The organism is Mesorhizobium sp. KR2-14 (genome assembly GCF_040049255.1).
Taxonomy (GTDB): domain Bacteria; phylum Pseudomonadota; class Alphaproteobacteria; order Rhizobiales; family Rhizobiaceae; genus Pseudaminobacter.
Map to the genome: position 1 here is coordinate 65258 of NZ_JBDZDR010000002.1, position 12651 is coordinate 77908.

Annotated in this window: 12 protein-coding genes; 10 read left to right on the forward strand and 2 right to left on the reverse strand. The window is 58.4% G+C overall.

Going from position 1 to position 12651, the window contains the following annotated elements; translation table 11 throughout:
- The first annotated feature begins 26 nt into the window (after positions 1–26).
- Positions 27–155: a hypothetical protein gene (locus ABLE86_RS04840; protein WP_348777804.1), complete on the forward strand. Its 129-nt coding sequence runs from the start codon at positions 27–29 to the stop codon at positions 153–155.
- Between the two features lie 644 nt (positions 156–799).
- Here ABLE86_RS04840 and ABLE86_RS04845 read toward each other — a convergent pair.
- On the reverse strand, positions 800–1165 hold the full coding sequence (locus tag ABLE86_RS04845) for a hypothetical protein (RefSeq protein ID WP_348777805.1): 366 nt from the start codon (positions 1163–1165) through the stop codon (positions 800–802).
- 53 nt (positions 1166–1218) lie between these two features.
- Between ABLE86_RS04845 and ABLE86_RS04850 the strand changes: the two genes are divergently transcribed.
- The 4 genes from ABLE86_RS04850 to ABLE86_RS04865 all read left to right on the forward strand — a co-directional run bounded on the left by ABLE86_RS04850 (position 1219) and on the right by ABLE86_RS04865 (position 7313).
- Positions 1219–2178: a hypothetical protein gene (locus tag ABLE86_RS04850; protein ID WP_348777806.1), complete on the forward strand. Its 960-nt coding sequence runs from the start codon at positions 1219–1221 to the stop codon at positions 2176–2178.
- A gap of 2219 nt (positions 2179–4397) precedes the next feature.
- Positions 4398–4925, forward strand: a complete 528-nt coding sequence (locus ABLE86_RS04855) for a thermonuclease family protein (protein ID WP_348777807.1) — start codon at positions 4398–4400, stop codon at positions 4923–4925.
- A gap of 702 nt (positions 4926–5627) precedes the next feature.
- Positions 5628–6014: a S24 family peptidase gene (locus ABLE86_RS04860; protein ID WP_348777808.1), complete on the forward strand. Its 387-nt coding sequence runs from the start codon at positions 5628–5630 to the stop codon at positions 6012–6014.
- An 18-nt stretch (positions 6015–6032) separates the two neighbouring features.
- Complete coding sequence (locus ABLE86_RS04865) at positions 6033–7313, forward strand: Y-family DNA polymerase (RefSeq protein ID WP_348777809.1); 1281 nt, start codon at positions 6033–6035, stop codon at positions 7311–7313.
- A gap of 177 nt (positions 7314–7490) precedes the next feature.
- On the opposite strand, the gene ABLE86_RS04870 is transcribed toward ABLE86_RS04865, so the two are convergent.
- A complete protein-coding gene (locus tag ABLE86_RS04870) occupies positions 7491–7820 on the reverse strand; it encodes a hypothetical protein (RefSeq protein WP_348777810.1) in 330 nt (109 codons plus the stop codon).
- 1280 nt (positions 7821–9100) lie between these two features.
- Here ABLE86_RS04870 and ABLE86_RS04875 point away from each other — a divergent pair.
- From ABLE86_RS04875 to ABLE86_RS04895, 5 genes are all read left to right on the forward strand, one after another.
- Entirely contained in the window at positions 9101–9322 is a 222-nt protein-coding gene (locus tag ABLE86_RS04875; protein ID WP_348777811.1) for a hypothetical protein, read from the forward strand.
- Positions 9291–9662 (forward strand): DUF2478 domain-containing protein, encoded by a 372-nt coding sequence (locus ABLE86_RS04880; RefSeq protein ID WP_348777812.1) that lies wholly within the window; start codon positions 9291–9293, stop codon positions 9660–9662. Before ABLE86_RS04875 ends, ABLE86_RS04880 begins: the two co-directional genes overlap by 32 nt.
- A gap of 13 nt (positions 9663–9675) precedes the next feature.
- Complete coding sequence (locus ABLE86_RS04885) at positions 9676–10440, forward strand: NYN domain-containing protein (protein ID WP_348777813.1); 765 nt, start codon at positions 9676–9678, stop codon at positions 10438–10440.
- A gap of 82 nt (positions 10441–10522) precedes the next feature.
- The gene (locus ABLE86_RS04890) at positions 10523–11149 is read left to right on the forward strand and encodes a DUF938 domain-containing protein (RefSeq protein WP_348777814.1); all 627 of its coding nucleotides are present in this window, start codon (positions 10523–10525) and stop codon (positions 11147–11149) included.
- 76 nt (positions 11150–11225) lie between these two features.
- Entirely contained in the window at positions 11226–12260 is a 1035-nt protein-coding gene (locus ABLE86_RS04895) for an NADP-dependent oxidoreductase (RefSeq protein ID WP_348777815.1), read from the forward strand.
- The last annotated feature ends 391 nt before the right edge of the window (positions 12261–12651 follow it).

Sequence of the window (12651 nt, forward strand, 5' to 3'; positions counted from 1 at the left end):
CTCTGCGGCGGGAACCCGGCTTAGACGTGAAGCACGATCCCGACATGTTCAGTCTCGAAATCCCCGAAGGCTACCGGGGAAAGGCGCTTCCGCTCTGGCAGTTCGAACTGAGGCCCAACTTCGATCTCAAGGTGGGTCTGCGCGCCCCTCCTTGATCGAAAACGTCCGGACGAGGCGTCTCGCAATGACGTGTGTTCCGGAAGCGCGGCATCGACCCTGGTATGGCATCAAAGGATAGGTCGCCTCCTAGTTTCAAGGTCAACGCCGCGATCGTTGAATGTCTTCTGTGGATGGCCCCCGCATTGCAAGAGGTATTTCGGTGTTCTGGCGCGTTGGTCGGGTGCAGTCTTCTGTCCGGCCTGTTGATGCAGCCATTGGAGACTGCTGGCCCTGATGGGGTCGGCGAACAAGGTCCCAATCTGCTTTGCAGGCTATGAAGCCTCCGACATTCGACGGGTTGTCCCTGTTTCCGGCCTGACCGGTTTCGCCATCACATCGCTTCGCTCCTACAACCTCATGGAGCCGATCGACCGGCTAAGCGCACGCGCTCCGTGCCCGGCCTCTAGAAAAACCGGGCCTGCGCCAACTCGGCATCCGTTGGCGGGTCGACGCGCAGCACGCCCAGCAACTGCCATATGTGACGCCGCTTCGCTTGGTTGCCCACAGCGAACAGCATCCCTTTTCGACTGCGACCCCGAAGATCGCCGCTGCAATCCAAGCCATTTCCTCCCCTTTCTTCGCGAAACAGACGGCTAGTCTCGACGGGGGACGGATTTAATGCTTAGGGACCCGTCAGCCATCACTTCACCCCCACAGTGGCAAACAGCGCCCGCGTCAAAGCGGGGTTTTCGACCTTGCGCCCCTTTCCGAGTTGGTCGACATAAACGACCCGCCAGAAGCTTTGATCAATCTTCCGAAGAAGAAGGGCCGCTGGATGGTTTCCTTCCTTCATCGTGGCATTTCGCTGCCAGACCTCGGGCAAATCGTATCGTGACCACTCCTCAAAATTCATGGTTTTCGAGAGCGAGACTTCCAGCGCATCCGCATAGGAAACCAGTGTGTGCTGCGTCGAGGTTTCAACGGCAAAGATCGCGACCACACCAGTCTGGAGATTCGTGAATGCATAGAGAGTGCCGCCGTCCGGCCCCGGCATTGTCTCGCTCACCCAGCCGCCCGGTATCATTGTCTTCAGGTTCGTTTCGGGGTTGGTCCAAGTGTATGGCGGAGACGTTCCTGCTCCTTGTGTTCTGCCTGCTGCTGGTTGCTGCCGCTGCGCTTGCAGCGGAACGAAAAGCGACAGACGAGGCTAGGGCGTCGCTTTCATCAATCCAAGACGAGCTCGACGCGGCACGCCGGGACATAGAGGTGGCGCGCAATGAACGCTTGCGGCTTGAGCTACAGCTGGTTCAACTGGTCGAGACGAATGCGCGACTTGAGCAGACCATTGCAGCGCTACCCCCGGAAATTGTGGCGTCGAGCGGCGTTGATGACGATTGGCAGGAGCTCACTCTCGCAAAAGACCTTGCAGCGGCGGTGGAATCTGCCGGGCTGACCCACTCGGAAGCGATGAAACTGGCTTCAACGCTGAAGGTCCTCAAGGCTCATGGGTACGTCGACCATACTGCACCGGAAGCCCTGCTATCGGCGTCGTTGTCGAAAGGCGAACAAGAAGGTCGCCCACATGAATGGCCTCCAATTATCAATTTGAGTGAGGCAGGCGGCTATTTTTTCGCGGTGGGTAGCGCGGAGCTTACCAGCGACTTCCGTCGCCAGCTGAGCGAGGACATCGTCGTTCGCATCGCCCGCTACCTCGCGGAATATAAAGTCGATATAGTGGAAGTCATTGGCCACACCGACGAGCAGAATCTTGCGGAGGGCCGTACCTCGAACCTTGACCGGGAAATCGCCGGCGTAGTCGCCGGACGCATGGGGGCAACCGGCTTGCGCCCCGCGGACAACGCAGGGCTCGGACTCGCCCGCGCGATAGCTGTGACACAACTGCTAAAAGACGACCCGCGCCTCGCGGCGGCAACCATCCTGCCGCTTTCAGGAGCGCAGCTGATCGTGCCCGGCGACCACCTCAGTGACGGCGCGCAGTCGGGCGACGTGCGGGAGCGCCGACGCATCGAGATACGTATCCGCAGGCGTTCTGAACAAGTGGTCGGGACAACGCAGTAGCGGCGTCACCGTCGCCCCGCGAGTTCCGCTTCCCATGATCCGCGTCGTGAGTAGGAAAGAACACGGACGTTCTTCTTGGAATCCCAGTCGCTTTCCAAAACCTTGCGATGATGATGCCAAAAAGCGCCGCTGTCGCGCAGGCCTTCACCAACGCCGTGCTCATTACATAAGCCCGAGTGGTATCGATATGGCGGCAGCCGAACTCGATGGCGTCGCGGACGACGCACACGGTTCTCGGCTTCGGTAAACCGTCGAGTGCCGAGCCCCAGCTTCGGGATTATCACGCCGATGGCAAGATTTTAGACCTCCCGGTACCGGGTTCCTCAAGGAGCGTGGTCCAAATTGTTCCGGTTGTCCGGCCGATACGTGCTGCCGCTTCGTCGCCGTAACTCAGGTGCTTGTGACATCGCGGACGCTGACATCCGATAGATAATGCTCCTGCGCGTTAGATTTGCCCGGATACAGGTTCACTATCACGTGTGGGGCTGCCCTGTGAGGTTAAAATCTTTCTACAAGTTGACTGAGAGGGATATCTGCGAACTGGGGGTCACACCGCAGACTCGACTCCTCTGAGCCATTCGCCCATGCTGCCGATGGGAGGGCTTTGGCATGGGGTTACGCTTCCGGCGATCAATAAGGATTGCGCCGGGCATTCGTGTTAATTTCAGCACCAAGAGCACGAGCGTCCGCATCGGTCCTCGCGGTCTTGGTTACACGATTAGCTCGACTGGCAAGAAGCGTGTAAGCGCCGGGATACCCGGGACCGGGCTATACTATAGTGAGACGCTTGCTCCGGTACGGAAGAGCGCGGATGTCCGTCCAACTCCAGACATTGATGCTCTCTCGCCCGGTGTAGAAGAGAAATGGCCAGTATCGGGCCTTTCAATTGTCCTCACCGTAGCCGCGATCATATTCGGCGTCGCATGGTGCAGCGGACAATCCGCACCGCACCGGTCAGAGGGTGTAGATTTCGTATCGACGGACAAGCCACCCAACCAGCCTTTAGCTCCTTTTCCAATCGTGTCGATAGCACCGAAAGCAATGGCACCTGCAGCCGTGACACTCTTTACAACTACTGCCGTTCGGCTTCGATCAGGACCATCGACGAATTCAGCGGCAATTTTAACTGTCCCGAAAGGATCTGAAGTCAGATCATCGCGCGCCGAAGGACAATGGCATCTGGTTGTCTACGATAACCACAGCGGCTGGATACGCGGCGACTACCTTGCCAAACAAAGACCGGAGCGAAACGCGGCAATCTCAAGCTCAGCAGCGCTCGTGACGCCTCCTGGCGGCCCGCAAGCGAGGAAGCCCGTTCGTAGATCACAATCCATCCGCTACATCATCGGACCTCGCGGCGGCTGCTACTATTTCACAGCAAGCGGCAGCAAGAGGTACGTTGATCGCCACCTGTGTCGCTAGAACAGCATAGAGGCCAGCGTTAGGAATCGATTAACTTCGCTCATTTCGCAATCTGAAGGACAGACAAATGAACCTGACCCCAGACGTCGTGCAAAAACCTTACGGTAGAGGCAACGTCGGCCGCCTACACTGTTGCGGCCAAGCAGCAGGAAAACGCACGAACCAACGATGTTGTCGGCGTCATCCTCGTAGGGCTCCCAGTTTCTTCGCTTCCGGTGACAACATTGCGCCCGAGATTGCAAGACTAAAGGGGGAGCAGGAAGCCGTCCGGAAGGCTACAATGGCTAAGAACTGTGGGTGAGCTGTAGCTAATGGTTCCACCGGTGGTCTGGTGCTACCGATCGGCTGTCTAGGTCCAAGCCGACCTATAGCCTCCCTCGCGCTGGATCAGCGTGTCGTGGTCGGCCCTGCCGTGTTCTCGCGGTTTGCGATGTCTTGTGATTCACCACCGCCGCGTGCGGATGGCGACGGCTGCCGACCATGAGATGGAGGCCGCAGTAGCGCCTGTTGCTGGATTCCATTCGGGCCACACCAGCGTTTGTCACAGAAGAGCTTTGGTAGACTGACGGGATTGAGGCCGCCTGGAATGGGGCCGCTGCTTGTCGGTGAGCGCCATTTATGGTTACCTGCCAACGTTTTCAGCTCTGGGGGGATCAATGAAAGCTATTATAATTCTGCTTGCCGGCGTGGCGTTCACGTCTTCCGCTTTCGCCCATGGCGGCGGCTGCCGAAAGGACTCGCCTCCGGGTCAGTGCTGTCACATGGATAAGAAGGCTGGCACGGTTCACTGCCACTAAATGGCTGCGCTCCTCCAACGTTGTAGCACTCTAGTCGTGATTGCGGGCGTCGGGCTGGGTGCCAGCGTCGCTTGTGCCGAGCCCATACTCGGCCGCGCTTCCGTCATCGACGGGGACACCATCGAAATCCACGGCCAGCGTATCCGTTTCAACGGCATCGACGCTCCCGAGAGCAAGCAGCTTTGCCTCGACGCCCAGGGCAAGAAGTACCGCTGCGGACAGAAGGCATCATTCGCGCTAGCTGGCTTCCTTGAGGGCCGTCAGCCGACGACGTGCATCGAAGTCGATCGCGATCGTTATCGCCGCGTTGTTGCCGTCTGCACTGCAGGTGGCGTCGACATCGCAGAATGGATGGTCAAGCAGGGACATGCGCTTGACTGGCCCGAATACAGCAATGGCGCTTACGCTTCCGCGCAGGAGGCGGCCAGGGGCGGCAAGCGTGGCATGTGGGCCGGATCGTTCGCCCTGCCATGGGAATGGCGCAGGCACAGCGACGCGGCACCCTTAATTTCCGGCGCCGGCTTCTGATCTTACGCGCTGACTAAAACGGTGAGCTACTCCCCGACCGTTGGACAGCTTTCCGGCTGGTACATGGTGATCCCTTCCGAAATTTTTTCCGGAAGGGATCGAGCGATTAGGTCATGAAATAATGGATCGCCAACGCCGTATAACAAATAGCTATAGTAATATAAATTATTGATATCATTTGATTATTATGGTCTTTCTGGGTTCTTTCAGGCCGCCCTTGCCTGAAGTATTTATCTTCGGGGCAGCTCTGAACCCTTCGAAGGCGGCTTATTTGCTCTTTTTTTTGATCACAAGTCCGTGATCGGGTATGAAGCAGAATTCCTGTATTTTGTTTCACAAAACGAACGTCCGCTTTGAAGCGATGTTGGTGACGATGCCAACGTCCGAAGGTGACGTTTGACGAATGTCCGCTTCAGCCAGATCTGTTCTGTTTCGAAAGCGGCCGGCAGATTTTCGGACCAATCGCTGATGCGCCGGTGGGAACGTCTGGTATCGGGCTAAAGTCAAAACCGCCGCCCGCGACCTCCGAAGCAGTGGGAGTTCTCGAACCAGCCAGCTTGTCCGATGTATCATCGCACTCACAAGAAAATATTCCTTTCTCCCGATTGAGGCTGACCCGTGTTCGCGGTATGTTCTCACGCCATGTCAGCAGCAGTCACCAAACCCTTCGTTCCTGTTTCCGTTTCCTCAAGAGGCGCGACAATGCCATTGTCGGTCACCCTCGTGCCGGCAGGATTTCCATCTCCTGCGGGCGACGACCTTGAGGAGGAAATCGATCCCATTGGCTGGCTGGTACGGCACCCGTCGGCGACGTTCTGGTGGCGAGTTGCTGGCGACAGTCTGGTAGACGAGGGCATCCACGACGGTGACCTGATCGCAGTCGATCGTGCGGGCAAGAAACGTGTCGGCCGCATTGTCCTGGCTATTGTCGACGGCGCAGTGACGGTTAAGAAGCTGGCAAAAAGGGAAGGACGCTATTGGCTTGATCCAAAATCACAAGGGAGGGAATTCACGCCAATATTGGTGACGGAGAACACTGAAATCTGGGGTGTCGTTGCTGGTGTCGTTCGGCGATACCCCGTCGATTGACGCAAGGGCGACAACCCGATGCCCGGTCCAATCGCGCTCATCGACTGCAACAATTTCTACGTCAGCTGCGAACGGGTGTTCGATCCGAAGCTCGTGGGCATACCCGTGGTCGTGCTGTCGAACAATGACGGCTGCGCGGTCGCTCGCTCTGAAGAAGCCAAGGTCCTTGGCGTCAAGATGGCTCAGCCATTGTTTCAATTCCGCGACAAAGTCCGAGACCACGGGATTCGGCTGCTGTCGTCAAACTATACGCTGTATGGCGATATGAGCCGTCGGGTCGTCGACGCGGTTGGCCAGTTTTCGCCATCATACGAAGTCTATTCCATCGATGAGACGTTCGTGGACCTCGGTGGATTTGGAGATCGCTCTCTGAAGCAGGCTTCAGAAATGCGGACGACGGTCCGTGAACTGACAGGCATCCCGACCTGCGTGGGCATTGCGCCGACAAAAACGCTGGCCAAGCTGGCCAATTTCGCTGCGAAAAAGAACCCGGTGTTCGGCGGGGTCTGCGATTTTACCGATCAACGATCGGCCACCTGGTGCATGGAGAGGATAGCGGTCGGCGAAGTTTGGGGCGTCGGTGGTGCAACCGAGGCCAAACTGCTGAACATCGGTATCAGGACTGTCGCCCAGCTTCGTGACATGCCGATTCCCCTTGCCAGAAAGTTGGGCACGGTGGTGCTCGAGCGCATTGTCGCCGAGCTGCAGGGCGTTCGTTGTCTCGAGATGGAAGACGTCGCGCCCCAGCGAAAGGGGATGGCCGTCACCCGTTCTGCAGGGGAGCCGATGCGAGATTTCGACACCGTGATGCAGGCTATGACGGCACATGCGTCGCGGGCGGCGCAGAAGCTGAGACAGCACGGGCTGGTCGCGGGCCAGATCACCGGCTTCTTCCACACGAGCCCATTTTCGAGATCCGCTCCGCAGCATTCGGCATCGAGAACGATGCACCTGAAGCCGATGACGAACAACACTTTCGACCTCGTCCAGGCCGCCGGCCTCTGTATCCAGCGAGGTTGGAAGGGTGATCGATGCGGAAATGGCTACGCTTACACCAAGGCGGGCGTCATTCTGGACGACCTGATCAAGGAAGACGAAGCCCCGCAGCCGCTGTTCGAATTCCAGCAGCCAAGGGATGCCAAGCTCATGGCTGCACTCGATGCGGTCAATGATCGCTTCGGCAAGAAGAAGCTTGTCGTCGGCTCTGAGGGTTTCCAGCGGGCGTTCGAAACGAAGGCCGAGATGCGGTCGCCCCGATACACAACGAGGCTCGCAGAGGTGCCCGTGCTAATGGTTTGAAGGTAGCAGAGTGACAACGACCTGATCAGGATTCGGTATGAAGAAGGTCCGGCCCTGCAACTTGGTTCATAGAGACAGGCTATTCAAGGGCGTTCCGCCGCCAGCAGGGCAGCGATACGGTGTCCAAGCTTCCCCTCGATCTCATAGCTTAGTGTCGCCTTGCAAATTCTGTGGGCGTCAGCGTTCGCCTCGCAGAGTTCCACACGGCCAGTACATGAGATCGACGAGGATCGATCTGATCAACGCACCGCGACGGACATTGGCCGCTGCCCACTCGTCGACGCCGAAGCACCATTGGATGAGCATCGGGTTCGTTTGGGTCCGCTCACTGATAGTGCGTTCCACGTCGGCGATGCCTCTATCGCAGGCATCATCCTCGCAGTAGCCCTTTTTCCGAGCGATATCCGCTATAGCACTTTTGCCGTTCGATACAGTCCAGTCCCACGCCCCGAGTAAAAAAGCCAGGGTGACCGTCGTCCAGGCAATGGTTTTGAAATATTTCAACATCCCCCTCCCAAGTGCTTGCTGGACTCAGTACTGCGGTCTGACATGCGGTAAGGCTTGCGATGCCGTTGAAACGGACGCGCTGGTCGTGGATTTCGATGGTGTCCCCGTCGATGACGGAAGCGCGGCCGAGTATGGGCTCGGCACAAACGACGCTGCCCGCGAGCCGGACGCTCGCGATCACGATTAGAGCGCTCCCGGAGCGTAGCCATTTAGTGGCAGTGAACCGTACCAGTCTTCTTGTCCATGTGACAGCACTGACCCGGAGGCGAGTCCTTTCGGCAGCCGCCGCCATGGGCGAAAGCGGAAGATGTGAACGCCACGCTGGCAAGCAGAACTAGAATAGCTTTCATTGATCCCCCAGAGCTGAAAACGTTGGCAGGTAACCAGAAGTGGCGCTGACCGACAAGCAGCGGCCAGAGGCTATACGATCGGCCCCGGACCTAGACGGCGGGCTTGTAGCGCCAGACCACCCGCGGATCCAATATTTTGCTCAACCACAGTTCTTAGCCATTGTAGCCTTCCGGACGGCCTCCTGCTCCCCCTTTAGTCTAGCAATCTCGGGAGCAATGTTGTCACCGGAAAGCGAAGAAACTGGGAGTCCTATGAGAATGACGCCGACAACATCGTTGGTTCGTGCGTTTTCCTGCTGCTTGGCCGCAACAGTGTAGGCGGCCGACAAGCGCGTTGCCTCTGCCTTAAGGTTCTCGCACGACCAGGATCGATAGCCAACGTCACTAATGTAGGATGCCGAGATACTGTCAGGTGCTTTCGCGCAACCGCAAAGCAAAGCAGCCACCGATAAGACGGCTGATAGTTGAAATTTCATGGTTCCCCTCCCAAACCCCAGCCCATCAAAGCAAAGGCGGGAGGACGAGTCGAGTCAGCGACGAGAAGCTAGGGCGCGGTCGAATTTCTCAAGGCCGCCGATCGAAATCAGAGGCAAGCGGTGAGGGCGCTCCGTGTGGCCAACGCGGCGCTTGAAGAGGAGCTGGCTCTGGCGGTGCAGGCGGTTAGCTTTGGGTATTTCCGCGTGTTGTCACGGGCGTAGATCAACAACTTCATGCCGTTCGCGCACATCGGACTTGTCGCCAGATCGGGGGCACCGAAGCTTCCATTAATCAGAACGTCCGGGCTGATCCTCGACGGTCTCATCATCAGCGGATATGGTCCATTGTTGCTGCGGCGCACGCCATGTCATTTGGCCAAACGGCGTAAGCGGCGAATGGACTGACGATGATCGAGAAGGTGCCGCCGCAACCGTTAGCGGCGGCGAAGACATCATGCCGACGGAGATCGTCTCCAGCCTTATGCGAGGCCATCAGATGCAGCAGAAAACGGCGACGATATCATCGGCGAAAATCGCCACCGTCGTGGGAGACGATGGCGCGGCCATCCAGCAATTGTTCGGATCCGTCGTCGCCAAATGGCGTGTCGCAGGCATCAAGGCCGTCGGCGTCATCAGTGAGGCTCATGGTCTGCCTGATCGCGGGTGTTCTGCGTGACATCGTTTCCGGCGACCTCTACCCCATTTTTCTGGAGACGTCGCCGGAGGGAACATCGTGCCATCTCGATGCGGTGGGTGTCGAAAATGCTTGCGCGTCGCTCCTCGACCAGGTGGCTTCGAGTGATGTCGTCGTGCTCAGCAAATTCGGCAAGCTGGAAGCCACGGGAGAAGGATTGGCTCCAGCGTTCCAGGCCGCCTTTGCCGCAGGCAAACCCGTTCTCACCACCGTGTCGGCAAAGCACCGCGATGCCTGGCGCGCGCTTGCACCCCGGACAACGTTCCTGTCCGCCAACGACGCGACGATCATGATGTGGTGGCAATCCTTGCGGACCACATGAAAGAAAGCCGTCCATGCCAAATGAACAACGATCCCGACGCCTGGCCGTCCTCATCGATGCCGACAATGCCTCGGCAAAGATCGCCGATGGGCTGTTCGAGGAGATCGCCAAGATCGGCGAAGCCAGCGTAAGGCGCATCTATGGAGATTTCTCCAGCGCCCGCTCGAAGAGCTGGGCGGATATTTTGTCGAAACACGCCATCATTCCGCAACAGCAGTTCGCCTACACGACGGGCAAGAACGCCGCCGACATTACCTTGGTAATCGATGCAATGGACCTGCTGCATAGCGGTCGGTTCGACGGGTTTTGCCTCGTCTCGTCCGACAGCGACTTCACCCGGCTCGCAGCCCGTATTCGCGAACAGGGCGTTGATGTGTATGGCTTCGGCGAGCAAAAGACCCCGGAGAGTTTCCGGCAGGCATGCCGTCGCTTCGTTTATACGGAGAACCTGCTGCCCACCGCTTCCGCAAACGCGAATGATGCGGCTCAGCCCAGCCCACCTCTCCAGCCACCGAGCGCAGCGGCAGCTATCATCAAACGAGTCATTGCTCAGATGGAGAGCGAAGACGGATGGGTACCGCTCGGCGCGGTAGGCAATCAGCTTGCCAACCTCGTCTCTGATTTCGATCCGCGCACCTTCGGCTCACGCAAATTGAGTGACCTCGTGCGAAAGACGAACGAGTTCGAAATCGACCATCCCGAAGGGGGGGCAATGCGCATCCGGGTGAAGCCGACACCATCCGGGCGATCACGGTCCAAGGCACTGCCGCCGTCCTGATCCTCGCGGATTTCGTCGTCACGGACGGCTCGGTTTCTTGGCGCAGATACTCTTCGGGGCATAGCAGAGGCAGGGAAGCGATTTGCGAAACGAAGAACTCCACGTTTCTCCTGATACACGCCCTGTCAGCCCGTCGGCTGAACGCAACAAGGGCTCTATCGCCGACATCCTGAAACGCGTGCTGCCCGATCATGGCACCGTGCTCGAGGTCGGCAGCGGAACAGGGCAGCATGTCGTTCATTTTGCCCGTGAGATGCCGGGCCTCATATGGCAGCCCAGTGAACGCGACGAGTCGTCCCTCCAATGGATTAGGCAGTGGATGGCGGTGGAGACGCTGCCGAATATTCGATCTCCGCTACGCCTCGACGTGACGGAGCTGCCATGGCAGGCAGGGGCCGCGCAGGCCGTAGTTTGCCTCAACATGATTCACATCGCGCCGTGGTCTGCCGCTGAGGGGCTTATTTTGGGGGCGGAAACCATTCTTGGCCAAGGTGGCGTCCTTTTTCTTTACGGCCCATATCGGCAGAGCGGTGTGGCGACGTCACCGAGCAACGAAGCGTTCGACAGGCAGTTGCGTTCGTGCAACCCGGAATGGGGCTTGCGCAATGTGGAGGATGTCGCCCGCTGCGCTATTTTGCATGGCTTCGGTGCTCCAGATATCCACGAGATGCCTGCGAACAATCTATCGGTCATATTCCGAAAGCGATGATGGCGAATAAAAGCCTGCCTGTTCTTCAACCGATACCTGCTGCGTTCGTCAAACCGCCCTTTGAAAGCAGAGACCCATGCCACAAACCGACAAAACCAATCGCCAGCTGATATTGGCCCAACGTCCGAAGGGCGAGCCTGACGCAAATACGCTGAGGTTGGTCGAGAGCCCCATTCCCGTGCCTTCTGCAGGACAGATGCTGTTGCGCACCGAATACCTCTCGCTTGATCCCTACATGCGGGGTCGGATGAGCGATGCGCCGTCTTACGCCGCCCCCGTCGAAATCGGCGGTGTGATGGTTGGTGGTACGGTCGCCCGCGTTGTTACCTCGCATGTCGAGCGCTTTGCGCCAGGCGATTGGGTACTCAGCTTCAATGGCTGGCAAGACTATGCTCTTTCGGATGGCAAGGGGGTGACCAACCTGGGCCAGTCGCCTGAACACCCCTCCTGGGCGCTTGGCATCCTGGGCATGCCTGGCTTCACGGCCTGGGCAGGCCTGAAGCAGATCGGTGCGCCCAAGCCTGGTGAGACAATTGCCGTGGCCGCGGCAACCGGCCCGGTCGGCGCGACAGTTGGGCAGATCGGCAAGCTCTTGGATTGTCGTGTAATCGGCATTGCGGGCGGGCCCGACAAATGTGCCTATGCCGTGAACGAGTTGGGGTTTGATGCCTGCATCGACCACAAGGCCCCCGATTTTGCAGAGCAACTCGCCGAGGCCAGCCCCAACGGCATCGACATCTATTTCGAGAATGTCGGCGGCAAGGTGCTGGACGCGGTGCTTCCGCTTCTGAATTCATATGCGCGCGTGCCTGTGTGCGGGCTGGTTTCGCAATACAACGCAACCGAACTACCCGCGGGACCGGACCGGATGAACTGGCTGATGGGCCAAATCCTGCGCAAGAAAATCAGGATCCAGGGCTTCATCATCTTTGACACATTCGGCCATCTTTACCCTGAGTTCGCCGAAGAAATGGGCGGCTGGGTCGCAAGCGGCAAGATCAAATATCGCGAAGAGATCATCGATGGTCTGGAAAACGCACCGGAAGCTTTCATCGGTCTTCTCAAAGGCGAAAACTTCGGCAAGCGCGTCATCCGCGTCGGTCGGCACTGAAGAAAACGCATCAAAATCCTGGTAATGTCGGCCTCTAATGACCCGCTGCGTGATGCGGCGAGGATGACAGGTGTCTGGCGAAAGCAATTTACGCTCTCTGATGTCGCCAGAAGTGGGGCGGCCAATCGCGGTTCGATGCCGACTTCCGGTCGCGAGTTCTACAATGACCCCAACGGGGCCGAGAAGGGATCATGTTGTTGAGAAGCGGCCGTTCCGTCGTCGCCCTCAGAGCAACAGGGTCAGGGCGGAGATGGCGGAGCCGACGGTCATGACCATCGCCGCGCCGAAACGGTCCATCCACCTGCCGACGAACGGAGCCGAATGGCCGCCGACCTAGAGCCTTTCAGGTTTTGACGGAAGCGTATTCGGCGTTTTCCAAGTACTTGCTGCA